The 25,471-nt window shown below is 37.5% G+C and carries 31 protein-coding genes; 11 read left to right on the plus strand and 20 right to left on the minus strand.

Going from position 1 to position 25,471, the window contains the following annotated elements:
• Positions 1 to 198: 198 nt before the first annotated feature.
• The 4 genes from BMSHG_RS20015 to BMSHG_RS20030 all read right to left on the minus strand — a co-directional run bounded on the left by BMSHG_RS20015 (position 199) and on the right by BMSHG_RS20030 (position 2,736).
• Positions 199 to 444, minus strand: a complete 246-nt coding sequence (locus BMSHG_RS20015) for a DUF1450 domain-containing protein (RefSeq protein ID WP_019156256.1) — start codon at positions 442 to 444, stop codon at positions 199 to 201.
• A gap of 16 nt (positions 445 to 460) precedes the next feature.
• Positions 461 to 769: a hypothetical protein gene (locus BMSHG_RS20020; RefSeq protein ID WP_019156257.1), complete on the minus strand. Its 309-nt coding sequence runs from the start codon at positions 767 to 769 to the stop codon at positions 461 to 463.
• Positions 770 to 1,099: 330 nt separating this feature from the next.
• Complete coding sequence (locus BMSHG_RS20025) at positions 1,100 to 1,666, minus strand: NADPH-dependent FMN reductase (RefSeq protein ID WP_019156258.1); 567 nt, start codon at positions 1,664 to 1,666, stop codon at positions 1,100 to 1,102.
• Positions 1,667 to 1,677: 11 nt separating this feature from the next.
• Positions 1,678 to 2,736, minus strand: a complete 1,059-nt coding sequence (locus BMSHG_RS20030; protein WP_019156259.1) for an LLM class flavin-dependent oxidoreductase — start codon at positions 2,734 to 2,736, stop codon at positions 1,678 to 1,680.
• A gap of 124 nt (positions 2,737 to 2,860) precedes the next feature.
• On the opposite strand from BMSHG_RS20030, the gene BMSHG_RS20035 reads away from it, so the two are divergent.
• The 5 genes from BMSHG_RS20035 (at position 2,861) to BMSHG_RS20055 (ending at position 7,002) form a co-directional block, all read left to right on the plus strand.
• Complete coding sequence (locus tag BMSHG_RS20035) at positions 2,861 to 3,214, plus strand: winged helix-turn-helix transcriptional regulator (RefSeq protein WP_019156260.1); 354 nt, start codon at positions 2,861 to 2,863, stop codon at positions 3,212 to 3,214.
• A gap of 274 nt (positions 3,215 to 3,488) precedes the next feature.
• Complete coding sequence (locus tag BMSHG_RS20040; RefSeq protein WP_019156261.1) at positions 3,489 to 4,193, plus strand: AraC family transcriptional regulator; 705 nt, start codon at positions 3,489 to 3,491, stop codon at positions 4,191 to 4,193.
• Between the two features lie 136 nt (positions 4,194 to 4,329).
• Positions 4,330 to 5,202 (plus strand): EamA family transporter, encoded by an 873-nt coding sequence (locus BMSHG_RS26590; RefSeq protein WP_316245679.1) that lies wholly within the window; start codon positions 4,330 to 4,332, stop codon positions 5,200 to 5,202.
• A 180-nt stretch (positions 5,203 to 5,382) separates the two neighbouring features.
• Positions 5,383 to 6,258 carry an AraC family transcriptional regulator gene (locus BMSHG_RS20050; RefSeq protein ID WP_019156262.1) on the plus strand — a complete coding sequence of 292 codons (876 nt, stop codon included), beginning with the start codon at positions 5,383 to 5,385 and terminating at the stop codon, positions 6,256 to 6,258.
• A gap of 96 nt (positions 6,259 to 6,354) precedes the next feature.
• Complete coding sequence (locus tag BMSHG_RS20055) at positions 6,355 to 7,002, plus strand: lysoplasmalogenase (RefSeq protein WP_148346998.1); 648 nt, start codon at positions 6,355 to 6,357, stop codon at positions 7,000 to 7,002.
• Positions 7,003 to 7,016: 14 nt separating this feature from the next.
• On the opposite strand, the gene BMSHG_RS20060 is transcribed toward BMSHG_RS20055, so the two are convergent.
• From BMSHG_RS20060 to BMSHG_RS20075, 4 genes are all read right to left on the minus strand, one after another.
• Entirely contained in the window at positions 7,017 to 7,538 is a 522-nt protein-coding gene (locus BMSHG_RS20060; RefSeq protein ID WP_051030964.1) for an arsinothricin resistance N-acetyltransferase ArsN1 family A, read from the minus strand.
• A gap of 64 nt (positions 7,539 to 7,602) precedes the next feature.
• Entirely contained in the window at positions 7,603 to 7,743 is a 141-nt protein-coding gene (locus BMSHG_RS28775) for a hypothetical protein (RefSeq protein ID WP_019156265.1), read from the minus strand.
• Between the two features lie 15 nt (positions 7,744 to 7,758).
• Positions 7,759 to 8,625, minus strand: coding sequence for a permease (locus BMSHG_RS20070; protein ID WP_019156266.1), 867 nt, complete (start codon positions 8,623 to 8,625; stop codon positions 7,759 to 7,761).
• An 85-nt stretch (positions 8,626 to 8,710) separates the two neighbouring features.
• A complete protein-coding gene (locus BMSHG_RS20075; protein WP_019156267.1) occupies positions 8,711 to 9,160 on the minus strand; it encodes a MarR family winged helix-turn-helix transcriptional regulator in 450 nt (149 codons plus the stop codon).
• A gap of 132 nt (positions 9,161 to 9,292) precedes the next feature.
• Here BMSHG_RS20075 and BMSHG_RS20080 point away from each other — a divergent pair, with 132 nt between their 5' ends.
• A complete protein-coding gene (locus tag BMSHG_RS20080; RefSeq protein WP_019156268.1) occupies positions 9,293 to 10,429 on the plus strand; it encodes a YibE/F family protein in 1,137 nt (378 codons plus the stop codon).
• Positions 10,426 to 11,202: a YibE/F family protein gene (locus tag BMSHG_RS20085; protein WP_019156269.1), complete on the plus strand. Its 777-nt coding sequence runs from the start codon at positions 10,426 to 10,428 to the stop codon at positions 11,200 to 11,202. Before BMSHG_RS20080 ends, BMSHG_RS20085 begins: the two co-directional genes overlap by 4 nt.
• A gap of 327 nt (positions 11,203 to 11,529) precedes the next feature.
• Here BMSHG_RS20085 and wrbA read toward each other — a convergent pair whose 3' ends face one another.
• The 9 genes from wrbA to BMSHG_RS20130 form a co-directional block, all read right to left on the minus strand.
• Complete coding sequence (gene wrbA / locus BMSHG_RS20090; protein ID WP_019156270.1) at positions 11,530 to 12,195, minus strand: NAD(P)H:quinone oxidoreductase; 666 nt, start codon at positions 12,193 to 12,195, stop codon at positions 11,530 to 11,532.
• 38 nt (positions 12,196 to 12,233) lie between these two features.
• Entirely contained in the window at positions 12,234 to 12,842 is a 609-nt protein-coding gene (locus tag BMSHG_RS20095; protein WP_019156271.1) for an alpha/beta hydrolase, read from the minus strand.
• The gene (locus BMSHG_RS20100) at positions 12,839 to 13,756 is read right to left on the minus strand and encodes a ring-cleaving dioxygenase (protein ID WP_019156272.1); all 918 of its coding nucleotides are present in this window, start codon (positions 13,754 to 13,756) and stop codon (positions 12,839 to 12,841) included. The genes BMSHG_RS20095 and BMSHG_RS20100 overlap by 4 nt, the downstream gene beginning before the upstream one ends.
• Before the next feature lie 16 nt (positions 13,757 to 13,772).
• A complete protein-coding gene (locus BMSHG_RS20105) occupies positions 13,773 to 14,369 on the minus strand; it encodes a flavin reductase family protein (RefSeq protein WP_019156273.1) in 597 nt (198 codons plus the stop codon).
• Positions 14,370 to 14,404: 35 nt separating this feature from the next.
• The gene (locus BMSHG_RS20110) at positions 14,405 to 15,343 is read right to left on the minus strand and encodes a ring-cleaving dioxygenase (protein WP_019156274.1); all 939 of its coding nucleotides are present in this window, start codon (positions 15,341 to 15,343) and stop codon (positions 14,405 to 14,407) included.
• A gap of 342 nt (positions 15,344 to 15,685) precedes the next feature.
• Positions 15,686 to 17,158 carry a flavin monoamine oxidase family protein gene (locus tag BMSHG_RS20115; RefSeq protein WP_019156275.1) on the minus strand — a complete coding sequence of 491 codons (1,473 nt, stop codon included), beginning with the start codon at positions 17,156 to 17,158 and terminating at the stop codon, positions 15,686 to 15,688.
• A gap of 79 nt (positions 17,159 to 17,237) precedes the next feature.
• On the minus strand, positions 17,238 to 17,846 hold the full coding sequence (locus tag BMSHG_RS20120; RefSeq protein WP_019156276.1) for a LysE family translocator: 609 nt from the start codon (positions 17,844 to 17,846) through the stop codon (positions 17,238 to 17,240).
• Positions 17,847 to 18,060: 214 nt separating this feature from the next.
• Positions 18,061 to 18,732: a hypothetical protein gene (locus BMSHG_RS20125; protein WP_019156277.1), complete on the minus strand. Its 672-nt coding sequence runs from the start codon at positions 18,730 to 18,732 to the stop codon at positions 18,061 to 18,063.
• Positions 18,733 to 18,976: 244 nt separating this feature from the next.
• Positions 18,977 to 19,999: a serine hydrolase domain-containing protein gene (locus BMSHG_RS20130; RefSeq protein WP_019156278.1), complete on the minus strand. Its 1,023-nt coding sequence runs from the start codon at positions 19,997 to 19,999 to the stop codon at positions 18,977 to 18,979.
• Positions 20,000 to 20,187: 188 nt separating this feature from the next.
• Between BMSHG_RS20130 and BMSHG_RS20135 the strand changes: the two genes are divergently transcribed.
• Together BMSHG_RS20135 and BMSHG_RS20140 are read left to right on the plus strand one after the other, a co-directional pair.
• Positions 20,188 to 20,805 (plus strand): hypothetical protein, encoded by a 618-nt coding sequence (locus tag BMSHG_RS20135; RefSeq protein ID WP_019156279.1) that lies wholly within the window; start codon positions 20,188 to 20,190, stop codon positions 20,803 to 20,805.
• 44 nt (positions 20,806 to 20,849) lie between these two features.
• On the plus strand, positions 20,850 to 21,185 hold the full coding sequence (locus BMSHG_RS20140) for a DUF6054 family protein (protein WP_019156280.1): 336 nt from the start codon (positions 20,850 to 20,852) through the stop codon (positions 21,183 to 21,185).
• A gap of 39 nt (positions 21,186 to 21,224) precedes the next feature.
• Here the strand turns inward: BMSHG_RS20140 and BMSHG_RS20145 are convergent, their stop codons facing one another.
• A complete protein-coding gene (locus BMSHG_RS20145; RefSeq protein ID WP_019156281.1) occupies positions 21,225 to 22,169 on the minus strand; it encodes an EamA family transporter in 945 nt (314 codons plus the stop codon).
• A gap of 115 nt (positions 22,170 to 22,284) precedes the next feature.
• On the opposite strand from BMSHG_RS20145, the gene BMSHG_RS20150 reads away from it, so the two are divergent.
• Both BMSHG_RS20150 and BMSHG_RS20155 read left to right on the plus strand, forming a co-directional pair.
• The gene (locus BMSHG_RS20150; protein ID WP_019156282.1) at positions 22,285 to 23,175 is read left to right on the plus strand and encodes an AraC family transcriptional regulator; all 891 of its coding nucleotides are present in this window, start codon (positions 22,285 to 22,287) and stop codon (positions 23,173 to 23,175) included.
• Between the two features lie 77 nt (positions 23,176 to 23,252).
• Entirely contained in the window at positions 23,253 to 23,663 is a 411-nt protein-coding gene (locus BMSHG_RS20155) for a hypothetical protein (protein ID WP_235776423.1), read from the plus strand.
• 41 nt (positions 23,664 to 23,704) lie between these two features.
• On the opposite strand, the gene BMSHG_RS20160 is transcribed toward BMSHG_RS20155, so the two are convergent.
• Positions 23,705 to 24,202, minus strand: a complete 498-nt coding sequence (locus tag BMSHG_RS20160) for an RNA polymerase sigma factor (protein ID WP_019156284.1) — start codon at positions 24,200 to 24,202, stop codon at positions 23,705 to 23,707.
• Between the two features lie 84 nt (positions 24,203 to 24,286).
• A complete protein-coding gene (locus BMSHG_RS20165) occupies positions 24,287 to 25,462 on the minus strand; it encodes a hypothetical protein (RefSeq protein WP_019156285.1) in 1,176 nt (391 codons plus the stop codon).
• Between the last annotated feature and the right edge of the window lie 9 nt (positions 25,463 to 25,471).

A 25,471-nucleotide genomic window follows, 5' to 3' on the forward strand; every position in this document is an offset into this window, starting at 1 on the left:
GCTTTATTCGGACTCACTTCCGGGGGATCTTGGCTTTCTTGTCCGAATCAGCCTTTTATTCGGACTCCGGACACGCATTTCACGCCTCTCTTGTCCGAATCGACTCTTGATTCGGACTCCAGTCCCGCAATCCACACTGCTCCTGTCCAAATAGACCCACTCCAAAACTCCAAACTGGTCTCAAGCACAAATATTGTTTTAAGCATATATAGCCAGTTCAATTTCAATTTGCTTTTTAATGAGTTCTAAGCATTCTTCCGCTGTTTTCGCAAAGATTCTCTTTCCATTGACGATGGCATACGGTCTTTTTGCACACATCCCACAGAAAGATAAGCAGCTACTTTCAAGCACCGCCACTTCGGGGTATTCTTCTTCCAATATCTCTTCAATGGGTAATTCATTAATAAGGCTACCATCACATATTTCCACAACGACAATGCCCATAGCTACTAACCTCCTTTTAACCTAAAATGGTTAGTGTAACGTATTTACCCTCTAGTCTTTCCAACCAATCCACTATATCCACATCGTCAATGAAAAAATCACTGACGTATTTTATCCCTCTATGGTATTGCTGGTGTCCTGCAAAGTAAAAAACTTCCGCTACACCTGAGAATGTTTGGGCCGGGGCTGATTCGCTCTCGATCGTAAGTGTAATCTCTTTATCATTAAAAGGAGATACTGCTTTTACGAGAGGGATATCATTTAAAAGCATAATATCTGATCCTTTGATTCTTTGTATACTAAGGATTCCTTCCATTACTGTCATCTTTCTTCTCCTTTGAACGTCATTAGCATGCCCGGATGCTTTGACTGTCACACCACAATGCTCAAAGTCTTTTTAAACCTAAAAGTATAAAAAATACATATAAAAAAATTAAACCACGATTTTCAAAATCAAGCAACCGATATGCAGACAGCTTTATTAAAGGCTTTTGGAAAGCAATACGAAACAAAAAGCCTGATTTTGGGAGCGAAAAGTGCTGCGCAAAAATAATGAGTGTTCTAAAACCTCATTTGAGGGGTAAATGTCAGCCTTTTCAGAGAAAAAAATGAGGACATTTACGCAAAAACCACCATCATTACGAAAACAGTTTTATTAAAAGTCGTATGCGTCCTCTTTTGCTTGACGAATGCTTTGATACGTTTCCGTCAGTACTACAGTATCCTCGAGTAATCGTTCCATTCGAAAAATCACATCGTCATTGACAATTTCCTTACGATGAAAATCTTTTTCCTCAATAAAGACATACGTCTGAACGATTTGTGCTTTCATGTAAGACAGAATCGGCTTTAACTGTTGCTCCGCTACTAAATAATGCTTAGCTGAACCCGCAGTCACAAACATGCCCACTACTTTATCTCGAAACGCTTGAACAGGTAATAGATCAAAAAGATTCTTTAATGTACCTGGAATCGATGCTTGAAAAATCGGAGTTCCAATTATAATCGCATCAGCTTCCATAATTTCCGTTGTGACAAAACCCGTGTCACCCTCATACTCCAAATAATTTCTGCCATCACTAAATTGCAGATCATACTCTGCTAAATCGATAATCGAGAAATCTACTTCCGGATATTTTGCTGTGATTTCTTCAGATATATAATTCATCGCTGTTCTTGTTTTTGAACCTACAATCGAACCGGAAATTCCTACTATTTTCATCTCGAGTCCCCCTATTTTTTTGCTGTATATTTGCGAATGGCTGGTAAAATGTCTGTTGCGATAATTTCCACATTTTTCGCTAATTTATCAAACGGTACGCCACCGAAGTCCATTTGGGCAAGATAACGCTGATGACCAAAGAGTTCATATTGATAAAGAATTTTTTCAATAATTTCTTGTGGACTTCCCACATTAATAACATTGCGCTTATCAGGAGCTTGGGCGAATGCTTGCTTCGGAAAACCATTTCCATTCGTTAGTTTCATTCCTTCGTTGATATATGGATACATCTCTCTCATCGCTTCTTGAGTTGTTTCAGCAGCAAAGAAAAAGCCCGTTGTTGCCACCGGCAATGTAGCTGGGTCAAAGCCATTATTCTCCGCTACTTCACGATATGCATCGATCGTTCTCTTAAAAATACTTGCTGGACCTCCTAATGCCGCTAATGTCATCGGTACTCCTGCGTATCCCGCTTTCATCGCACTTGCTGGAGTTCCTCCAACCGCTCGCCAAATCGGTAGAGAACCATTTTTTGGACGTGGTAATACTTTTGCGTTCTTCAATGCCGGTCTGAATTGTCCGCTCCAATTGACCACTTCTTCTTCGTTTATTTTTAATAATAGATCAAATTTCTCTTCAAAAAGAGCTTCGTAATCTCGCACATTATATCCAAGTAACTCATAAAGGCCTATACGAGAGGCACGTCCAGCCACAATTTCGGCACGGCCATTTGAAATCAAATCAATGGTCGCAAAATCTTCGTATACTCGAACCGGATCAGATGTACTAATAATCGAAGAGGAACTTCCGATTTTGATGTTTTTCGTCGCTTGCGCTATAGCTGATAATATGACGGAATGGGCCTGTGCGACAAAATATTCTTGGTGACTTTCTCCGACACTAAAAAAATCAATTCCCGCTTCATCAGCAAGTTTCGCTAATTCAATGATTTCACGAACCCTTTGCTGGGCAGAAATTCGTTTCCCTGTATGGGGATTTGTGAGATGGTCCGCTAACGTATAAATCCCAAATTCTAACCCTTTGCTTGGATCAATCCGATACTTTTCCATATGATCAAACCTTCCTACTCGTTTTTCTTATTCCATCCTATTATTACTCATAACAATCTATTAATGAAGTACGCACTTTGAAGTGGTATAGTATACAAAAGGATACTATAAGGAGGAATGCAACATGAAAATTGAACCAGAATTATGCCGTGTCGACGATGCTTTGGGGATTTTAGTTGGAAAATGGAAACCCCTCATATTATTGCACTTATTAAAGAATGGTACTCAAAGATTTAGTGAATTGAAACGAAGTGTTCCGGGAATCACTCAGAAAATGCTAACCAACCAATTACGGGACTTAGAAGAGGAAGATATTATCGAACGAAAAGTATACCCACAGGTGCCACCAAAAGTCGAATATTCGATTACGGAATACGGAAGAAGTCTAGAACCGATTTTAAACGCAATGCATGAATGGGGAACCAATCACATGATTCACAAAAGGGAAAAAATGCAGCAGAAAAATGTGGGGAACTAAAGAGATTCAAGTGGTAATACGATTCCCAAAGATAACACTACCGTATCAATTAACAAACAGACCTTAAATTTGAAAGAAGGAGACACTTTCGGATATTAGTTCCACCTTTAAAACCTGTTTAAAATTGAAGATTACTTTGAAAATGCCAGCTATTATAATATTTCGCTACCGAGCGGATTGTTAATAGCTTTAAAAAAATAGTTATATATTCAAAATCCCTCATATTTTTTCAGAATTATAATACAATTGAAGGTATAATTACTGGGGGGAGAAAATGGAAACGATCAATCATATAACTTGCGAAAAAAGATCCTATTTTAGAGAGTTTATATCTCATCAACATGAGTTTGGACAATTTCTCTTTCCTTTAAAAGGATCTTTAGATATCCAAACGAAGGAGCATGAATTTAATCTTACCTCTGACTATTGTTTCTATATTCCTCCCAAATTGGAACATAATTACCGTTCTATGGACAGGAATGAATTTTTAATCTTAGATATTCCAACTCAGTATTTACCAGAGGCTACAAGCGATATGTATATACGCATGGATAAACAATGGACTTCTATCCGTAATTTGCTGTTAGAAGAGGCTACTAGTCGTGATTACATGTCTTCTTTGGTTCATTTAACCAAATACGTCACCAACAAACTCCAAACTACTGATCCTCCTTCTATTGAATACATTCATAAACATTATAAGGAGGAGGCTATTAGATTAGAAACTTTAGCAAAAATAGAGCATTACCATCCAGTATATTATTCAACATGGTTTAAGAAAATAACTGGGAAAAGCCCAAAAGCTTATATATCTGAACTCCGTTTAAAAGAGGCTAAACATCTATTAATGACAACAGACTGGGCGATGTCAAAAGTGAGTGAGGAATTAGGATTTGAGAATTCTTCATCCTTTACAAGATGGTTTGTGAGCTGTACGAAAATATCTCCACAAAAATATAGGATGCTTAAGAAAGGATAAAAGGTGCATTAAACTTAGTAAAGAGATCTTTCAGTAGGTTCCCTATTATAAGTTTAATATTCCTTTTATTTTTTATTGAGGTGAGCAAAATGAAGGGCAAACTAGCTCCTTATTTAGTAATACTAGCTGCCATCCTTTGGGGAACCACCGGAACAACTCAGGCACTTGCGCCGGAAACCGCACACCCGATTGCTATTGGCGCTACTCGATTGCTATTGGCGCTACTCGATTAGCCGTAGGTGGTCTATTTTTATTATGTCTTGTTCTGCTAACAAGAAAATTTAGTTTAAAGAATTGGCCAGTCAAGACAACTTTACTAGCTGCAATAAGTATGGCAGTCTATCAACCATTGTTTTTCTCCGCAGTTACGATAACAGGGGTTGCCATTGGAACAGTGATAGCAATTGGAACTGCTCCAATACTATCCGGAGTCATTGAATGGCTTTTTTTAAATAAACGTCAAAATGCCCTTTGGTGGTCTTCAACTATTTTGTCAATCTTAGGCTGTCTAATGCTTTTTTTTAATAAGGAATCAGTGCAAGTAGAGCCAGTTGGAATATTGATGGCTTTGGGTGCTGGTTTATCGTTTGCAACTTATACAATTGTGAGTAGAGAGTTGGTTGTTCAATATTCATCTCTTTCAGTAGTAGCGGTTGTTTTTACACTTAGCGCCATTATTTTATCACCGATATTATTTATTTATGATTTGTCTTGGATTATGAGTGTTAATGGGATAGGCGCAAGTCTTCATCTTGGAATAATGGCCACTGGAATTGCATATTTCCTTTTTGCCAAAGGAGTTAGTCACATTTCTCCATCTACCTCAGTTACACTTGCGTTAGCCGAACCATTAACCGCAGCGATATTAGGAGTACTCGTGTTAGGAGAGTATCTAAGTGCCACTTCATGGATAGGAATTTTTCTTTTAATATTTGGTATCGTACTATTAATATGGTCTTCCGAAAAGCCTGATATTAATAAAAACTATGAGCAAGTTGAAAAATTTTGATGGCAGTTATGGAAAAACGCTCATTTCGAGCGTTTTTCTTTCATTCTTTTACTCTGTTTCGAAGCATATTTCACTCCTTCCCTCGAAAACAAAGTTCACTTTCATCCTACAAAATCGTGCACAAATTATCGGATCAAAATAGTCTAATCCTGCTATGCTAGTAGCAAAGGAGGTCATACGATGGATTTACTTAAGAACATGAATGACGCCATGAATTATATAGAGGAAAACCTAACGAACGATATTGATTATAAGGTAGTTGCAAAAATCGCACACTGTTCGGAATATCATTTTAAAAGAATGTTTTCTTTTCTTGCTGGCGTTACGTTATCAGAGTACGTTCGCCGAAGACGACTTAGTTTGGCAGCATTAGAACTGCAAAATCGGCACCTCAAAATAATTGATGTGGCGCTGAAGTATGGCTATCAATCACCAGACTCTTTCTCCAGAGCTTTCCAACATATTCATGGGATAACACCGTCAGAAGCAAGAAACCATGACCAAAGGTTAAAAGCTTATCCACCTATGACCTTTCAACTATCTATTAAAGGGGGAAATGAAATGAACTATCGATTGGAAGAAAAGGAAGCCTTCCATCTGATTGGAATCGTGAAAAGAGTTCCAATTATTTTTGAAGGGGAAAATCCAGAAATCACAAAAATGTGGCAATCTCTAACAATGGAAAAAATAGAGCAATTAATGAGACTTTCAAATATTGAGCCAAAAGGAATGATTCAAGCATCCACAAACTTTTCAGATGGAAGAATGGAAGAAAAAGGTGAACTTGATCAATATATAGGAGTGGCAACAACAGAAGAATCCTCTAAAGGATTTTCAAAACTAGAAGTTCCAGCATTAACTTGGGCTGTCTTTGAATCAGCAGGTCCCTTTCCTATTACCTTACAAGAAACCTGGGGAAGAATATACGCTGAGTGGTTTCCATCTTCTGGCTATCAAATTGCTGAAGGACCCGAAATCTTGTCCATTAAAGATCAGGATCTAACTTCACCATCTGTTAAAAGTGAGATTTGGATTCCCGTTATGAAAATAAAGTGAACTAAGGGGCTGTTTAGGCAGCACCTTTTTTCATGAAAAGGTTTTCAATTACTCTGAACACAAGTTACAATGTAAGTAGTTAACTAGTTTGAGAGGATGAATACATTGCAAAGATACATGCTACCGATTTTCATATTGTTAACGAGCGTAATTTATATTTTTTTCATTCCGAACGATCTGGAAGCATTGAAAATATTTTGCAAATTGATTCCGATGTGGCTCATCCTTGTCTATGCCTATCAACAAATACGTCTGCATCAATCACAAACACTTTGGATAATTTGGTGGGGGTTATTTTTCTGTATGCTTGGAGACGGACTAATCAGCAGATCGTTCATTCTCGGCCTACTTGCATTTTTAATCGGACACCTGATTTATATCGCTGGCTTTTTCCGTTTTCGCCGTTTATCATCCCTTGCATTAATGGTGATCTTACCACTTGGCGTTTATGGGGTAGTGATGGGATACTATGTACTAGACGCAGTAATTGGAGAGCAAACTTCGGGCTTAGCACTACCTGTTTTAATTTATATTCTCGTCATATTGTTCATGTGTTGGATGGCATTCTTAACACGAAATGTTTGGGCGATACTAGGAAGTATTTTATTCGTCATTTCTGATTCTTTCTTGTCCTGGAATATGTTCGTATCACACGTACCTCATTCTGATATTTTCATCATGGCCACCTATTATGCTGCACAATTTATGATTGCCCATAGCTTACGGTTTTTCCCAAAAACATAAGGATGACCTAATGTTTAAAGCAACTTCTCCATCGCCATGACATCGACGAATTTCCCGTCAAGAACACCCTGATTTTTAAAGGTTCCTACCTCACGATATCCGTTCTTAACATATAGCTTCTGGCCCATTTCGTTAAATGGAAAAGTAAATAAGACAATTTTGTGGAACCCGCTTGTTTTTGCAGCATTATCGATCGCTTTTAATAGTTTCGTCCCGATTCCTTTTCCTCTGTGATTCCGGGAAATATACACCGATAGATCAGCTACTCCAGAATAAGCACATCGATTGTTATAAGGATTTAAGGCAGCCCATCCAACAACTTCTCCGCCTACTTCTGCCACGATAATTTTGTATCGACCCTCATGCTTGATAAACCATTCTTTCATGTAGGAAGGATCTTTTTCGTCTATTTCTAATGTCGCGATTCTATCTTCGATTCCTTCGTTATAAATCGTTCGAATCGATTCGATATCTTTAAAAATGGCCTCTCTAATGATCACAGTCCCACTCCCCCTATTTGTTCTTCTTTTAATCATAAGATGAATATATGAAAAAAGGAACCATTTTCCATCTAAAAAAATGGCTCCACTCACATTCACCTTACGATTCCTTTTCCTCTTCAATTTTCACATCACAGCAGGAACCTACCTCTTCACTCGTTTCACAGCAAGAACTATCCACCACTTCTTCTATTTTTACATCACAACAAGCAGTATCTGCTTTACGCTTGAACCATGCCATTTTTTCTCACCTCCTTTAAATGAGATAAAATAGAAAGCCTGAAGTGGACGCCATAAAGACAACTGAAACAACAAAGGCAGTTACCAATCTTTTTTGAAAAATTGAATTCAGTAATGCCACTTCTGGTAAACTAGCACCTGTCGAAGCGATCATTAGAGCCATTACAGGTGGAAAAGCCATCCCTTTTGCAATTAAAATTTGCGACAAAGGAATCATCGTTGAAAGACGAATATAAAGTGGAATTCCAACGATCGCAGCGATTGGAACAAGCCACCATTTATCCCCTCCGAGATAGGTTGTAATCCATTCGGTTGGCACCGCTCCATGAATAATCGCCCCAATTCCAGCACCAATTAATAGAAAGGGATAAACGGTTTTCATCAGATTTACGGTTTCTTCCCATGCGAAGCGAAAGCTAAATTTCACCTCTGGCTCTTTATATCCCGTCATCTTCACTCTTTTAACTGCTTTTTCAAAACCAAGCTTCTCTAAAGTTAAGCCAATGATGATCGATAATGCGGTTGTGACAAGCGTATAAACAAGTGCCACCTTCCATCCTAAAAGAGCCGTCATCAACGTAATAATAATCGGGTCCAACACCGGTGATGCAAATAGAAAAACCATTACAACACCAAAGCGAACATGCTTATTTAATAAGTTAACGACAACAGGTATCGTCGAGCAGGAGCAGAACGGAGTAATGAAGGCAAAAATAATCGCCGCGATGACGCCAATAAAGGTGTTTTTGCCAGATAAATAATGATTCAATTTTTCATATGGAATGAGCCCTTGCAGTAAACTAACAAGAAAAGAAATCCCAATAAAAAGAATCGTGAGTTCAAAAGCAATTGCAAGAAAATCCATCCAAATTTGTCCCAGCATATTAAGAGACTCCTTTTATTTGTATTTCGCAAGTATTTTGTGTCATTATTTGCATTTTACAAGTATTTTTTTATATTAGGGTATTTCACCCCTGCCAATTCCCACAGCACATACTTGACTTTGCCATCGCCTCGTTTAAGAGCTTAATAGAGCGAATAACCGTTTCCTTTTCGAAATCATTCATGTGGGAAAATACTTCATTGAGAAAAAGATTCATTTGTTCATCAATCGTTGTTTCCACGTATGTTCCTTCCGTTGTCAAGGACAGAATCTGAATTCGTTTATCCCCAGGAGCCGGAGTTTTCTTTACTAAATTCATCTTCACTAATGACTGTACCTGGCGGCTAAAAGTCGTAATATCCATCCCTAATGTGTCTGCAATTTGTTGCATCGATGGCTCATGCTGACGGTCAATCTCATACAAAATATGACTTTGAACGAGTGACACCGCACTTCCTCCAACACTGCAACAATTTTTATTTAAGAACCCAAAGCGTCTTGTCATCACTTGAAAGATTTCACGTAAATTTTCCATTTTTTCCACCTCTTGATTTCATTATAATTATTTAGTTGCAAAACGCAAGTGTTTTTACACAATTTCTTGACGATGTAAAATCATTCTTGCTATTCTTAGACCATTCATGAAGACTACTGGGAGGTTCCTCTCTTGAACATATTAACAACGAAAATAACCGATAAGAAGCGAAGTATTTTTCTGTATAGTCTTTTATTTACTCTTTTTATTGCATCTTTTCTCTTTGTACAGTTTAACTATGGATTGTACGAGCGGACGATTGCTAAAGTGACTTCTGTCAGTGTCGAAGAATCAAGTGAAAACGTCGATATGTATGACAATAAAGATATCCTCACGACCCAACACCTCGTGGCAAAGGTAATGAATGGTGACTATAAGGGGCAGGAAATCCATATCGAAAATGAGTTTTCCTTTTCAGGTGCTTACGATCAAGAATATAAAGTTGGCAATGAATTATTTGTGATGATTGATCAAACAGCTGATGCGCAATCCGATTTATCCGCTACCATTCAAGATGTCAAAAGGGATAAATATTTACTTATTGTTGCTTGGGCCTTTATTTTCACCTTATTGTTCGTTGGAAAAAAACAAGGTCTCTTTTCAATTATTAGCTTAGTAGTGAACGCCGTTTTACTTTCCTATGCTTTAGATTTGTATCTTCAATCATCTGGGATCCATTTGTTAGTCATCTGCAGCATTAGTATCATCTTATTCACCGTCATTTCGTTATTACTTGTCAACGGTTTAAATGAAAAAACCTATGCGGCGATCATCGCTACTCTATTAGGGACCTTTTCTTCATTGCTAATCACCTATGCTGTTATGTGGGTAACGAATGAACAAGGATTACGTTATGAGGAAATTCAATTTATTACCCGGCCATATAAGCTCGTTTTTTTAGCCGGCTTATTTATTGGTTCATTAGGTGCTGTTATGGATGTAGCCATCACTATGTCTTCTTCGATCTTCGGATTATATGAAAAGGACCATAACATCTCGAATAAAGCATTGAAAAAATCGGGAATGGAGATTGGCAAAGATATCATGGGCACGATGACCAATATTTTGTTCTTCGCGTATATTAGCGGTTCGATTCCGATGCTTATCCTTTATTTTAAAAATGCTTCTCCTTTAGGTTTTACTCTTTCCATGAACCTTTCTTTAGAGCTAGCTCGCGCTTTAGCTGGCGGAATTGGCATTGTCGTCACGATCCCCATTGGTCTCTATGTTACGATGCTTTTTGTTAACCGAAAGAGGGCGAAATTATGAATGTATTAGTATTACTTGGAATGATATTGTTTTTCTTGATGACGATTATTGGAGGGAAAAAAGGGGCACGTTCTTTCTTTGCGATCTTTCTTAACTTTGTTGTTGTTCTCCTTGCTGTTTTATTTATGAATGATCCAAACTTAAATCCCATTGTCATTACCGTCATTGCCTGTGCAATTATTAGTTGTATTAATTTATTTTATATAAACGAAATGAATAGTAAAACCAAAACCGCCTTTCTATCGACATTGATTACAATTGTCATCTTACTTTCTTTCATTGTCATCCTCACAGACAAAGCGATGATACAGGGTTTTGGGGAGGAAGAGATAGAGGAGTTAGGCATCTTTTCCCTTTATATCGGAATTGATTTTATCAAGCTTGCCACTGCGGTAATGATAATGAGTACAATCGGAGCGATAACGGATGCAGCAATCGCCATTTCTTCTCCAATGTACGAAGCTTTTTATCATCATCCAAACATCAGCCGTAAAGATTTATTTAAGTTTGGTATGAGCATTGGTAGAGATATTCTTGGTACGAGTGCCAATACACTCTTCTTCGCCTTCTTTGGCGGCTATTTAGCTTTGCTCATTTGGTTTAAGGACCTTGCCTATTCTCTCGGAGAAATCGTCAATTCAAAAATATTCAGTGCTGAAATGATCACCATTCTTTGCGCTGGGACAGGAGTGACCTTGATCATTCCGATCACCGCATGGATATCAGCCTTTTACTTTGTCAAAACCCGCGATAAAAAAGTAGCGCAAACATAACAAGGTACTTTCAGAATAAGCCCATTAAATAAAGCAAGTGAGGATCGTTCACTTGCTTTTTCTTATTTTTGTCTGAAAATATCTTTTAATGAGAACAGAGCATACTAAAGAGCAATCTGAGTTTGTCCTCATGAGACAATCTTTCTCTTTTGCATTTTTGAGGTTGTCCTCATGAACCCCTTATGAGGACAAACTTTCTCTTTTGCACACCTGAGATTGTCCTCATGAAGCCCTTTTTGCACAAAAGCACATCAGACTGTGGCCTCATGAATCAACTTTCATCAAGTAAAGTGGAATCGGTCCTCTGGCGTTCTCAGCTAATTATTTTTATTGATTTCCCTTTTTCACCCATTCAGCTACTTGTACGGTTCGTTTTGCTTGATACTTCACCGTATTTTCCACGTCTTCAACCATTTTTCCATTTTGGTCAACTGTTACGCTTGTTCCGTACGGATTACCACCAGATGAGAAAATGACCGGATCGCTATATCCTGGAGTTGCGACAATCGCTCCCCAATGATACATCGTTGTATAAAGTGAAAGAATCGTAGCTTCTTGGCCACCATGAGAATTTTGTGCAGATGACATTGCACTGACCACTTTATTAACAAGCTTGCCATTGAACCATAATCCACCTGTCGTATCTAAAAATTGTTTCATTTGGGACGGCATATTACCGAAACGAGTTGGGACACTAAAAATAATTGCATCTGCCCACTCCAAATCATCTAGTGACACTTCTGGCACATCCTTCGTTGCTTCCACATGAGCTTTCCATGCTGGATTCCCTTCGATAGCAGATTCAGGAGCAAGCTCAGGTACCTTTAAAACCTTTACTTCAGCGCCTACTTCTTTTGCTCCTTCTTCAGCCCATTTTGATAATTGATAGTTTGTTCCACCCATGCTGTAGTAAATGACCGCTAATTTTACATTTGACATTGATTTAGACTCCTTTTTCGTTGAATTTCCAAATAGTTTCGACAAAATGCCCATATACAACCACCACCTAGTTTCTGTTACTTTCTATGTTCCTATGCATGAATCTTTTGATACCATTTCGCCGCAGCAACAACCTCATCAAGCGTTAATTGATGGCCTCGACTTTTCCAATGAAGCTCTACCTTTGCATGAGCATTTTCCAATAGTGATTTTAATTCTTCTGATTCTTCCGGTGAACAAATTGGATCATTCGTACCTGCTGCAATGAAGACAGACTTACCTGTTAAAACAGGAAGTTCCACTCCTCTACGTGGAACCATTGGATGGTGGAGAATAGCTGCCTTTAACGCATTCTCGTAGTGAAATAAAAGACTTGCCGCAATATTGGCCCCATTGGAATAGCCGACAGCCACCACATTGTCTCGATCAAATCCATATTCCTTTGCAGCATCATCGAGAAACTGATTTAATTCCTTCGTGCGAAAAATTAAATCCTCTTCATCGAAAATTCCTTCCGCTAATCGTCTAAAAAATCTCGGCATTCCATTTTCAAGAACATTTCCACGGACGCTTAATACCGAGGCTTCATCATCAATTCGTCCAGCGAGCGGCAGCAAATCTAACTCATTTCCCCCTGTTCCATGTAATAAAAGCAAGGTTGGTTTTGTCATATCTGTTCCTTGATTAAAAATATGCTTCATGATTGATTTCCCTCCACTCTACGTACTTCCACCTTTGGCAACTGCTTTTCTAACGCTTCCCTTTTTGCCTCTAACCACTGTGGCAACATTAGACCTTCACCTAGTTGCTCAATCGATTCATCCACCGTAAAACCTGGAGAATCGGTTGCGATTTCAAAAAGAATTCCTCCTTCGTCATGGAAATAGATAGATTTAAAGTAATTGCGATCTCGGACTTCTGTTGGATTATAGCCTTTGTCCAAAAGAAGTTCTCGCCATTCGTTTAACTCTTTTTCATCGTTTGCTCTCAAGGCTATATGATGGAACGTTCCAGCTCCCATCAATCCCCTAACTGATGGAGTGAGCTTAATGTCTATCGTGTTACCAACTAGTGCTTCTCCTTTAAATCGTAAAAATCCATCTTCTTCCCCAACACATTCCATTCCGAACAAACTCTCTAATATTTCCGCTGTTTTATTAGGCTGTGCTGAAAACAAAGTGGCACCTGCAAATCCGATAATTTCATGATTACTCGATTTAATTTGACGTTCAATGAGTTCTAACTCCAATCCATCAGAATCCCTGAATGCTAGGATGGCTTCTCCAAAGCGAGAAGTCCTTTTAAATTCTAAGCCAAATTGTTGAAGACGGTCTTTCCAAACGCTCATCGATTGATTTGGAATCGCATAACTTGTTACACCAACTTGACCAGTGCCAATCCGTCCCTTTAATTGTTTCTCCCACGGAAAAAATGTGATGATCGTACCTGGATGCCCACTGTTATCGCCAAAGTAGAGATGATAGACTTCAGGTCGATCAAAGTTAACCGTTCTTTTCACTAGTCTTAAACCAAGTACATTTGTGTAAAAATCGATGTTTCTTTGCGCATCATTAACCATAGCCGTTATGTGATGGATTCCGATTGATTTTAGCAAGCTCTCCACCCCTCTCCTATTTAGGTCGTTCCAGTGAAAAGATCTCCCCTATTTTTGAGTAATTTGTTCCCGCTAAACGACTAACCGCTGCGAGTCCTCTTGGGTCAATTTTTCCATCTTCAAAAATCCCATTTGCCACATGATAGCGTACAACCTTGCCGATGATAAAATCAGTGCCTTCTCCTAATTCAAGTGCACGCTCTAACGTGCATTCCAATCTGACTTTCGCTTCCTTCACACCCGGAACTGCCACCTTAACACTATCGACTGGGGTAAAAGACGCAAGAGCAATTTCACTTTCATGAGACGGAAGGCTTGCTGCTGTGTCGTTCACTTTTTCGACATTTGACTCGTCCACCACATGTACAACAAACTCTTTCATTTTCAGGATATTTTTAGCAGTATCCTTACGTCCATCTGCTTTCTGTTGAATCGCCAGTGAAATCATGGGCGGATTGGAAGAGACAATATTAAAAAAGCTAAAAGGAGCACCGTTTAAAACACCCTCCTCAGATAGTGTCGTGACAAAGGCGATTGGTCTTGGAATAACACTCCCGATTAAGAACTTATAGTTTTCTCTTTCCGAATATTGGGAAGGATCAATGGATCGCAAGCGTATCAGTCCTTTTTTTTAAGTTTAAACGAATCTTAATCTAATTCTCTTACTTCAATTGGGGTAAGCCTTCGATTTAATTGCTCTCTGTACTGTTCATACTGCGCAGGCAACATTAATTTTTCTCCCATCGTTTCCAAAGATTCATCATGAGCAAATCCAGGAGGATCTGTAGCAATCTCAAATAAGATTTCTCCATGCTCTCTAAAGTAAATGGCATTAAAGTAGTTGCGATCCTGGACAGGCGTCACACCGTATCCATTTGTAGCAACATGCTTTTGCCACTCTAATTGATCAGCATCGTCGATTGCACGCCACGCAATGTGATGAACCGTTCCTACACCCATTTGTCCACGTCTTGTTGCTGTTATTTTTAAATCAATGATATTCCCGATTTCTCCAGATGATTGATAGCGAGCAATCTCTCCTTCTTGACCGACAAATTCTAGTCCCATCACATGTTCTAGCAATTCTCCAGTTTTTTTCGGTTGAGTGGACAATAATGTTGCTCCACCAAAACCTTTAATAGCAACATCCTCTGTGATATCCCCAATACTCCATGTGTTTTTTTCTCCTGCCTCGCGTTCCACGATTTCTAAGTGAAGACCATGAGGATCGTCAAACTCTATAAATTGCTCACCGAATCTCTCCATCGTCTTGAAAGGAATATCAAATTTCTCAAGTCTCTTTTGCCAAAATTCAAGAGCTCCCTTTGGAACAACATATGAAGTTACGCCTACCTGTCCATCCCCGATAACACCTTGTCGGGCTCCTACCCAAGGGAAAAAGGTAATGATCGTTCCAGGTTTACCACCTTCATCCCCAAAGTAGAGGTGATATGTTCCTGGGTCATCAAAATTGACCGTTCTTTTCACTAAACGTAATCCCAATACTCCAGCATAAAAATCAACATTTTCCTGTGGATGTCCGACGATTGCTGTAATATGGTGAATTCCTGTTGTTTGTTTTCCCATGTAAATCACTCCTCTTTCTATCTTATTGCTAGTTTTATCTGCGATCGATTATCTTACTTATGGAAAATATCTCGATTTCGAGATATATAAACAAAAAAATAAACCAATCCAATTATCTCAAATTAATTTATCTTTAATTCAAGATAATAATAAATGATTCTTTCCTTATTGTCAACCTCCCTTTTCGTGTCGTCTTGTTTGACGTATTTTCGTAAAAAACTAGGTGCTGGTTTTCCCCTTTAATATCCAGATTCGACTACTAATTTAAAAATAACAACGGCATTTTTCGCATTCCTATAGGATAATTTTTCACTTAAAATTTGCGAAAAGAGCCTTATGAATCTATCTCCCGTTTACCTCATAGGCTGCTCGAATTCCTGATTCTACCGCTCCTTCTACCCACCCATGGAAAGTAGACGTATGTTCTCCTGCAAAATGCAATCTTCCCTCAGGCTGATAAATAATATCACCTAAATCTGTTTTCTGACCTGGTGCATAAAGGGTGAAACAACCTGCGGAAAAAGGGTTTCTTCCCCAATTAAATGTGACCCCTTTTAAAAACTCCTGATAGACGATGGAACCATATATTTTGGCAAGGTTCTTTAAAGCATATTGAATGACTTCTTGGTTAGACAGACTATTCCACAAAGCAGCATCATGTCCCCAACTATAGCTTGCCAACATCACCGCTGGTCCAGGCCGACCAATAGCGTGACTTGGAATATAACTGAATCGTGTCGGTAAATCTGAAATTGCGTTCCCTAAGTGGTACCTCTCCCAAAAGGGCTGCTTAAATTCCAGGCCGATTTTCACCGAAGATATACTAAGTATCTCTCGAATCGCTTGCCGCTTATTAAAGCTAATCGAATCAAAAGGCTCAATTTCTATCAATTCCAAAGCTGAAAAAGGAATCGTAATAATCGCATAATCTCCTCTAAATGTATGTACCTGTCCTGTTATTTGATTGGTCGTTTGAAAAAGGACGCCCTGCTCATCTTGAATGATCTTAGAAATCTTCTCATTCACATAAATGTCATTTCGTAATTCAGTTAAAAACGAATAAGGCAAGCGGTCATTCCCACCATCTATCTCAAAAAATTGGGCATCCTCGTTAAAAATCGGATATATAATATCCGTCACAATCCCAACAAATGAGAGTTCACGAAAACCTTCCATTCCAAGCATAATGCTAATTAATCGAATCGCATTCAATGACAAAGAAGGGCCATAAGGGTTATCCCTCAAATAAGCTTCCATCGAATAGTCATCAAATTGTTTCATCAATTCTTCCTGTTCCTCTGTCGTGCTATTTTGATAGCGATCTAAAAAGGGCTGAACGGCAGCTAAAAATAGTTCAGTTGCCGTCTTCCCTTGTTCCCAACCGCTGAGAGGAAAATTCAATACATCAGGATTTTGTTCATAATTGGAACTTGTCGTTAGCACATTATTCACGTATATCAAATCATTTGGAGTGGCATTGATGAAGTTATTTGTTTTCAGCTTGCAACGACGAATATATTCTAAAACTAATAGATGGTTATCAGGGATTCTCATCGCTCCAAATTCCAAATAGTTTCCATTACTAAAAGGCTTGCGAACAGTATAAATTCGCCCTCCAACTCGAGCATTCCCTTCAACCACTGTTACATGATGGCCAGCTTGTTTTAGCAGAGAAGCTGCCACAAGCCCAGCCATCCCAGCACCTGCAATCAAAATTCTTTTTGGAGTTGTTCCTTTATTTAAACCATTTCGTATTAAATGGAGCATATCATCTGGATAATTCAAATACGAATATTCGGTCGCTACTCTACTCATCCACCTCACACCTTTCTATTCCATCATATGAAAGAGCGAAAGTGGATATGATGGGGCCAAAGACGCCCATCATATATGATTATTTCTTCTCCAGCGCCAATTTTAATCCAAAGCCAATAAGGATTAGTCCTGTTGTTTTATCCATTACTCGTTGAACTTTTGCTGACATTAACCACTCACGTAAATAGTTGATGAAAAATACATAAACAAAAAACCAAGTAATCGATAATACTGTATATATCACTCCCATTATAATAAGCTGAGTTGTCACATTATTTGCCCCATTTACAAATTGGGGTAAAAACGTGATGAAAAACATCGCCACCTTTGGATTCAGAACATTCGACAATAGCCCTTGCGTAAATGGTGCTTTCTTCGTATTCTTCTCTAAACTAGAATCCGTTCCTTTATCCTTTTTAATAAAGGAAGTAGCTCCAAGATAAATAAGATAAATTGCTCCTACATACTTCACAATTTCAAACGCTAGAGCCGACTGCATGAGTATTGCCGATAAACCGAATGCAGCCGCTAATGTATGCACCAAAGAACCTGTTGTAATTCCAAGTGCGATTCGGTAACCATCTTTTCGGCCATCAGAAATCGTTCTTTTTGTAATAAGTGCCGTATCTATACCTGGACTCATGACGACAAATAATGATAATAATAGAAAGGTGAAAAAATCATTCATTGGAAACCACCTCTGTTTAAAATTAACAACAGAGTATAATATTTTTCAATATTCTGCAAGATTTATTTTTCAAATTAAATAACAGAGGAGTTACGACCATGCAATCAGAAAAAGAAAAAATGGTCGCAGGTGAAATGTACAATCCTTAAGCGGAATTTCTGTCTATTGCTCTTTACGTTATTCAGGGATGAATTTTCGGTAAGCCATTTTCCGTTTAAAATGATTTTAATGCAATTGTTTCCTTTGATTCTATACTAGCAATCATATCTAACCATTTCTTTGGCTTGTTTGGTAGGACGGTATAATATCTTTTCAAAAATTTCACCACTAGTTTAGCATCGATTGCCTGTACTTCAGGGTCCAGTGTTAAAAAGGAGAGATCTAATCCTTCTACTGCTTCACCATCATTATTCCACGATGGATGAACATATGGAAAGTCTAAGCGACGATAGCCTAAATGAGACAACACTTCACGGCGAACATACGGATCCATTGGCTTAACGCCACCAAATTCATAGTCGTCGACTCGATATGGATCATAAATTTCCGCAAACATGCCAAAAAGCTCTTTTCCATTTTCTTCTGCTAACGCCTTTAAATCGGCCGCTCTTTTATTCGCTAAAAATGGTCCGATTCCAAGCCCAGCTTGACCGATAATGGTAAAATCAGTCATCGCTACATTGAAATCTTCATAATAACGATATTCCGTTGCTCCAACCACTTGTCCTTCATGAACCGCCACAAATACTCTAATCCCTGAATCCTCTAAAGGCTCCTTCCAAAGGTCAAATTCCAATACCTCTTCTGGTGGAAAAATATTTTGCATTAATTGGTGCATTTGTGTAAACAGCGGATCATCTATGCTTGTAACTCTTATGTAATCCATTTTATCTATTCCTCCTTTTGGCAAGCTTCGAATCTTTAAACAAAAATAGAATAGCATAGGAAGTTAGAACAATGCTAAAAAGAAGATTCGAGTAATCCGTCATTTGTACATAATCTTTTATTCAATTTCATCTAACTCAAACTGTATGAAATCATTAGTAGTATCGATGATATGGGAAATCCCCATTCCCGCTATAGGATCTCTCCAATCTTTCATCCATTTTTTAAGATGCCAAAAATCTTATTTATTGCTCTAATAATCCCATTTCAATTTCTTTCATTATTCCGTATGCTCCCTCTGATTTATTGGAACAAATAACAACCGTTGTTTCATGATTCGGATAAAAAGCAGAATGAAAACATACACCAGGGTCATAGCCCATTACATGATATTTATGGATAGTGGAATCTCTTTTTTCTATCCATACTCCATAGCCATAATAGGCATCTTCTTCATCATGAACATGAGGAATGAGCATTAATTCCACAGATGCGTTGCTTATAAGCTGTCCGTTCATAAGCGAATTCCAAAACTCCCCCATATCCTTCACGGTCACATACGCACCACCATCCGAACCACCTTTTGCAGGGAGTGAATAAATATTGGTCTTCCATGTGCCATCAGGAAAATCAATATAACCATGTGACGTATTTGAAGGTAGAGCATCGAACTCAAAGAATCCTGATTTCTTCATATTTGCCTGTTTAAAAATATTCTCTTGAACGTATTCAGTAAAAGATTGTCCACTCGCCTGTTCAATAATCAATCCTAGTAAAATATAACCAGCATTATTATAGTGGAACCTTTCTCCCATTTTTAATTTCATCGGCTTATGTTGAAATAATGGCAGAAAGTCTTGTAACCTTCTTATTTTATACATCGGATTTTCATCCCACAATTCTTCAAAGTCTTCCATCTCTTCTTCGTCAAAGTAATCAGGGATTCCAGATGTATGTGTTAACAGATGATGAATCGTTATTTCTTTATCAAAATGAGGGAAGTCGATATCAAGACATTCTTTTAACCTAGTATCGAATGCTAGTTTTCCTCTCTCTACTAATTGACAAATTCCAACAGCAGTAAAGATCTTGCATCCAGATGCAATTCCATATTTTGTAGAATCGTTATTTTTAATGTGTTCAGAGCGATTGGCAAAGCCAAAGCTTACTTCCATTAAGGTTTCTTGAGTGTCCTTAACTAAAATGGAACCAGAAAACTCATGTTCACTTTGAACTCTCTTTATTTTTTCTATTAATTTAGTTTTCATCTTACTCTCCCATCTAAAAAAAATTAGTTTAACATCGTTCTTCCGTATGTATTCCATACAAAAATAGATAATCCTTCTACTATAGATGAGATTTGAAGATTATGTAGAGGGAGTTAAAGAGAATCGCTACCTTACGTTTCCATTTTATGCTAAAATCAGGTCAATACTTTCACTTTGGAGGAGAAAAAATGAATCAGTTGCCTTATGAACGCCCAACAGAACATTACGATGAAAAACTTGAAACAATAGATGAACAAATTTGTGATTTAATCAAACAACGAAAAGATCTATCAAGTAATACTCCTAGTCTTCCAACAAAACAGCTTCTTTCTAATTGGTCTAAAAAATATGATTTGTATGAAGAATTTCTAGTTAGTGTCTTTTCACATTTTTTGAACGAAGAGTGGTATAGACCTGTTGTAGAACCAACAGGATTTCTAAAAAATATCCCGATATTAAAATCGTTTGAAAAAGATCATAAATTTTATACAGTAACATTTATCCGTCAATTTAAAAATGCTAGTGTCGTTCATTTTACGATTGATAGAGACGATCCTGAAGATGACGAAATGTCCAGGAGGTTTCGTGACCCCAACCTTTTTGACCTTGAAATTGTTGGTAAGGAAGTAGATTATGATTGTAGAAACGAAGGAGGTGGAGGCTCTGGTGGGCATGAATCATTTACATACATCATATCACCTGCCTTACCCGATGACCTCGTTGACTATAAATTAGTCTTTAAACAATGTAAAATTCCATTCAATATACCAACAGGCTTTGAATTTGTGATCGAATTGAACAAATAGTTAGCCACCCAATCAGTTGCCTTATGAAGGAGGAGCTACTTTTTATGGCAAAATATGAAACGACCATTATCGGACAGTACGAGGAAGTTGTAAATCAACTACAATACGATATTAGCAATAGTGCCCTCTCGATGAATTTAGTTGATGAAAGTAACTACACGATTGAAGATACGAAAATTGCTGTTCGAGTTTATGATAAATACTTTATGAGAAATGGAAACAGAGCCAGTTTAAGCCTTACCGTAGTTGGAACTAACGATAAAATTTTTGTTTCAGCAATCGGCGCTGGTGGTGGGAGCGGGATCATTTTCAACTTTAGTCTCGGTGCTGAAGATGATATGGTCGAAGTTGTACAAAAAAGCATTGAGCAAATGGGATAGTATTTTCAAGACGAAAAGTACGGCTAATTCCCCTTAAAACTAGCTAATTTTAAGGGGCTCTTCACTCTGTGAAAGTTCTGTTTCATTTGATGTATTTTTACTTAAAGCTAGCACAACAATCATAATCATAATACATATGGTGCCGAGCCATTGAAACGCTCCAAAAGGTTCTTTTAGCCAAAAAACAGATGAGAGAACAGCGGCTATTGGCTCTGTACTTCCCAAAAGGCTCGATTCTTTAGCTGCGAGACTTTGTAAGCTTTCTATATAAAACCAAAAAGCAAGCATCGTCCCAAAGATAATCACGAATAGTAAGTAGAAATACGCTTCCACTGTTAAGGATTGAAAGTCCATTTGCCAAGGTGGATGAACAAAACTTAGTGCTAGACTACCAATGATCATCGCCCAACCCACAATGACAAGGGAATCGTATTGTTTTAATAAAGGCACGGCATATAAAGTATAAAATGCTAGCGCACCTCCAGATAAAACACCCCAAATGATCGCTGGTGCTGGTACCGATAATTGAGTAATTGACCCATTGGTTAATAAGAAAAAGCAGCCAATTAATGCCAGTGAAACTGTCAGCAGATCTTTTCTTGTAAGGATAGCTTGCCTCCGAAAAAGCAAATAAACGATGATCATGACAGGTGCCAAATATTGAAGCAATGTCGCTACCGCTGCATTTCCATGTTTAATAGAGGCCATATAGGTGTATTGTACCGCAAGCATTCCGAGTAACCCAAAAATCATTAGTTGAATAGCTACCCTTCTAGTTTTCCAAACTCCTATTATTTGAGCACGATCTTTTCGAAAAAACTGGACTGTTAAGAGTAAAACACCCGCAATAAGCAACCTAGTAGTCACTAACCAATTGACATCTATTGCAAACTCTTGAAATAACTTTTTGGAAACTGTTCCTCCAATTCCCCAAAATAATGCTCCTGTTATAACAAGAATGATTCCCTTGTATCTACTCATCATGAGCTCTCCACCTTAAATATAAAAATAGTGTTACAATATCTCATATAATAAGTGAACAAAGGCTGAAATAATACTAAAATGGAATAAAAAAATATAACGATATTGAGGTGGTCATGTGCAAATAAGAGATTTTAGAATTGACCAAAATCTAAGAGAACTAACCGAACACCGTACCGTTGTGTTACCAATAGCATGTTATGAAACAACAATTAATCAAAATATAAATGGTTATATCCCACTGCATTGGCATGATGAATTACAGTTTATTCACGTTATAAAAGGTGAAGCCATTTTTCAAGTGAATGAAGAGAAAATGACTGTTCAAGAAGGTGAAGGACTTTTTATCAATAAAGGTTGTCTCCATATGGCAACAGACAAGGACCATTCGGATTGTACCTATATTTGTTTAAATGTTTCTTCAGAATTCGTTTTATCACAAGAACTTTTTACAAACTTTGTTAATCCTTATATTCAGGCAACAAATATACCTTATTTACATTTAGTTTCGAGTGATCAATGGGTGAGAAATATCTTTAGCTCTATGATGAAAATCAATCAGTTAATCAATCAGCAGCCACCATACTATGAAATCGACATTAGCGTTCATATGACGTTCATTTGGAAGAATCTGATTATCAACGGAATCCAATTGGAATACGAAGAGAAAGAACGATTAAAAAATCAACGAATGAAGCAAATGTTAGTTTGGATTCATTCCCATTATGCCGAAAAAATAGGGTTAGATGATATTGCACGTGCAGGTGGACTAAGTCGTTCTGAATGCTGCCGATATTTCAAACGTTTTTTAAAGAAAACCGCTTTGAATTATGTAACAGATTATCGAATTCAAAAAAGCCTACTTTTACTGCAACAATCCGAAGCCAATGTTACGGATGTTGCCTATCAAGTAGGGTATAATAGCACAAGCTATTTCATCGATAAATTCAGAAAGTCGATGAACATGACACCGCTCGCTTACAAAAAAGAGAAACAAAATCGCGCATAATCTAGTTAAATTTTCATTTGAGAAGGAGAACCACCCTTTTTCGTTGAAGTAGTTCATGTATACCATGTCGTAAAGGCGTGTTTATTGTTGTGGGAATTAATAATCATGAAGAAATTTATATCATCATCTACTGTTTCATTTTACTGATACTAAATATCGACTATATAAGAGACTACAATAATATTAAAGAAGGACTCAAGGATCTTTCGTCCGATGTTGAATTACTTGTAAATCCCCATGGAATTTCTTGGATGTTTTTCGTTTTAATATTTAACTTTTTTCGCAGATGGTTAATATATTTGCTTGCCCTATTCATTACAGGGAACGTTGTTGTTCTGATTATTTCATGTGTTTTAGTTGTTGCAGACTTATATGATCGTTTATTTAATAATACTTTAGCTAAGCTTAAAAAATCGAAAATTCGCCTGTTTCTAACAGTCGTAGATACAGTTTATATCCTGTTTTTTGTTATTTACTTAATTTTATAAGGTTTGTTTATTTAAAATCCCACAGCATTTGCCATGGGATTCTAGTTCATCGTTGCTTTTAGCAAACGTTTCGCCCGAAAGAGTCTTGTTTTCACGGTAGAGATATTGATATTTAAGTATTGTTGAATCTCTTTCATTTTCAAATCCTTGATGTAGGATAAATATAAGATTTCTTGGTATTTGTCAGGGAGACGATTCATCTGCTGTTGAACTTCCTCTCCCGTTTGTAGGTTCATCACTTCAGATTCAGGTGTCTGGTCGTTGGCAATAAAGAATTCGGAGGTCGGGATCACTCGTTGATGATAACTCGTTCTTAAATGATCCATGCACTGGTTTTTCGTGATCGTATATAACCACCCTTTGAGCGAACTAATATCTTCTAATTGCCCTTGATGGATGTAACATTTTATGAATACCTCTTGCACAATATCTTCCACAAGATACGGATCCATCACATATCTCCACGCCAATTTTTTCAACTCAGGACGATACGTATTCACTATTTCTTCAAATTGAAGTTCATTAAGACTCTCTCTCATCTTTATCACCAAAACCTATCTTATTATTGATCGAGAAAAAGAGTCCAACAGCTAACTTTTTCTCGACCATTTTAATAACAGCATCTACTCAATATAATGAATATAGAGGCTCTCCTTTGTATAATCAGGATGATCTACTATAATTTTGCCTTCATATAAGGTTTCACCAGTGGTAACATCTCCGATAAACAAGATATGTCCGCTATCCGTTAAATAAGTGGAATAAAGTTTTCCATTCATTAAAGTCGTATAAGTCGTTTCATAACCATTTTTCATATCTGGTTTATCAAATTTTTCTACAGCTTCCCATTGTTCTTTTTCAATATCATATTGATGTACTTCAAATCCTTTTTCCGTCACATTGGAGAAATATAATCTTCCATCTTTTATCGTGCTGGAATATATAGCATCAGCTAATTCTTCAGGCATTTTTACTTCCTTCAACACATTCGTTTCCTTGTTATAGACGAATGTTTCTTTTACCCCAGAAGGAAAACTCTGTTCATTTTCATAGGATTCTGACTCTATTTCGATTAATATATATTCTTCAGGTTGAATGGAAGATTGATTATCATTTAAAATCAAACCGGACCATCCGTTTTCAACGGTAGAAGTCGAAACAATCTTTTCATTGTTGACTAACTTTTGCGTTTCCATATCAAAAGTGTATAGAGACGCTTCTTCTCCTCCAGTTGTAAGACTCGAGCGCACTATGACCGATAAAATCCCATCGAATATTTGAACATCCTCAACATCGTACCAACCATATTCATTAGCGTTTGGTACTTTATATTGAAACGAATTTGTGTCATTTGTTTTCTTATCTAAAATATCCACATCTAACGTATAATCAATGGAGCTATAGTTAAAATCCCTTTTCATCCCAGCATAAGCTAAGAGATTTTCATTTTCAAAAAAAGAATTCCCATAAATATCTTTTCCACGCATAAAACTTCGGTGCTCATCAATCAATTTCTCGAAAACAGGTAAATAGTTGTTGTTAAGCACTTCTTCAAGAAATGAGCGATTATTTAAAATGAGCGTTTCTTTAGTTGAAACTTGTCTAAAAGATTGAGTCATATCCCCAATTCGATAATCACCAAATAAAACTAAGTCATTCAATTCAGCTTCATCACCACTGATTTTTTTAAACTCTATTTTGACATTGTCTTTTGCTGCTAATCCAGATTGCAGATAAAAAGTGCCAAGGACGATTACCATTGCAATTGAAAGCAGGCTGATTTTCCAATATCGTTTCATTTATCTCAC

It is taken from the genome of Robertmurraya massiliosenegalensis JC6, assembly GCF_000311725.1.
Classification (GTDB): domain Bacteria; phylum Bacillota; class Bacilli; order Bacillales; family Cytobacillaceae; genus Robertmurraya; species Robertmurraya massiliosenegalensis.

Bases quoted from the DNA above. Each gene is read 5' to 3' on its own strand.
- BMSHG_RS20015 (WP_019156256.1), bottom strand. From the start codon at position 444: ATGGGCATTGTCGTTGTGGAAATATGTGATGGTAGCCTTATTAATGAA.
- BMSHG_RS20020 (WP_019156257.1), bottom strand. From the start codon at position 769: ATGACAGTAATGGAAGGAATCCTTAGTATACAAAGAATCAAAGGATCA.
- BMSHG_RS20025 (WP_019156258.1), bottom strand. From the start codon at position 1,666: ATGAAAATAGTAGGAATTTCCGGTTCGATTGTAGGTTCAAAAACAAGA.
- BMSHG_RS20030 (WP_019156259.1), bottom strand. From the start codon at position 2,736: ATGGAAAAGTATCGGATTGATCCAAGCAAAGGGTTAGAATTTGGGATT.
- BMSHG_RS20035 (WP_019156260.1), top strand. From the start codon at position 2,861: ATGAAAATTGAACCAGAATTATGCCGTGTCGACGATGCTTTGGGGATT.
- BMSHG_RS20040 (WP_019156261.1), top strand. From the start codon at position 3,489: ATGGAAACGATCAATCATATAACTTGCGAAAAAAGATCCTATTTTAGA.
- BMSHG_RS20050 (WP_019156262.1), top strand. From the start codon at position 5,383: ATGGATTTACTTAAGAACATGAATGACGCCATGAATTATATAGAGGAA.
- BMSHG_RS20055 (WP_148346998.1), top strand. From the start codon at position 6,355: ATGAATACATTGCAAAGATACATGCTACCGATTTTCATATTGTTAACG.
- BMSHG_RS20060 (WP_051030964.1), bottom strand. From the start codon at position 7,538: ATGATTAAAAGAAGAACAAATAGGGGGAGTGGGACTGTGATCATTAGA.
- BMSHG_RS28775 (WP_019156265.1), bottom strand. From the start codon at position 7,743: ATGGCATGGTTCAAGCGTAAAGCAGATACTGCTTGTTGTGATGTAAAA.
- BMSHG_RS20070 (WP_019156266.1), bottom strand. From the start codon at position 8,625: ATGCTGGGACAAATTTGGATGGATTTTCTTGCAATTGCTTTTGAACTC.
- BMSHG_RS20075 (WP_019156267.1), bottom strand. From the start codon at position 9,160: ATGGAAAATTTACGTGAAATCTTTCAAGTGATGACAAGACGCTTTGGG.
- BMSHG_RS20085 (WP_019156269.1), top strand. From the start codon at position 10,426: ATGAATGTATTAGTATTACTTGGAATGATATTGTTTTTCTTGATGACG.
- wrbA (WP_019156270.1), bottom strand. From the start codon at position 12,195: ATGGGCATTTTGTCGAAACTATTTGGAAATTCAACGAAAAAGGAGTCT.
- BMSHG_RS20095 (WP_019156271.1), bottom strand. From the start codon at position 12,842: ATGAAGCATATTTTTAATCAAGGAACAGATATGACAAAACCAACCTTG.
- BMSHG_RS20110 (WP_019156274.1), bottom strand. From the start codon at position 15,343: ATGGGAAAACAAACAACAGGAATTCACCATATTACAGCAATCGTCGGA.
- BMSHG_RS20115 (WP_019156275.1), bottom strand. From the start codon at position 17,158: ATGAGTAGAGTAGCGACCGAATATTCGTATTTGAATTATCCAGATGAT.
- BMSHG_RS20120 (WP_019156276.1), bottom strand. From the start codon at position 17,846: ATGAATGATTTTTTCACCTTTCTATTATTATCATTATTTGTCGTCATG.
- BMSHG_RS20125 (WP_019156277.1), bottom strand. From the start codon at position 18,732: ATGGATTACATAAGAGTTACAAGCATAGATGATCCGCTGTTTACACAA.
- BMSHG_RS20130 (WP_019156278.1), bottom strand. From the start codon at position 19,999: ATGAAAACTAAATTAATAGAAAAAATAAAGAGAGTTCAAAGTGAACAT.
- BMSHG_RS20135 (WP_019156279.1), top strand. From the start codon at position 20,188: ATGAATCAGTTGCCTTATGAACGCCCAACAGAACATTACGATGAAAAA.
- BMSHG_RS20140 (WP_019156280.1), top strand. From the start codon at position 20,850: ATGGCAAAATATGAAACGACCATTATCGGACAGTACGAGGAAGTTGTA.
- BMSHG_RS20145 (WP_019156281.1), bottom strand. From the start codon at position 22,169: ATGATGAGTAGATACAAGGGAATCATTCTTGTTATAACAGGAGCATTA.
- BMSHG_RS20160 (WP_019156284.1), bottom strand. From the start codon at position 24,202: ATGAGAGAGAGTCTTAATGAACTTCAATTTGAAGAAATAGTGAATACG.
- BMSHG_RS20165 (WP_019156285.1), bottom strand. From the start codon at position 25,462: ATGAAACGATATTGGAAAATCAGCCTGCTTTCAATTGCAATGGTAATC.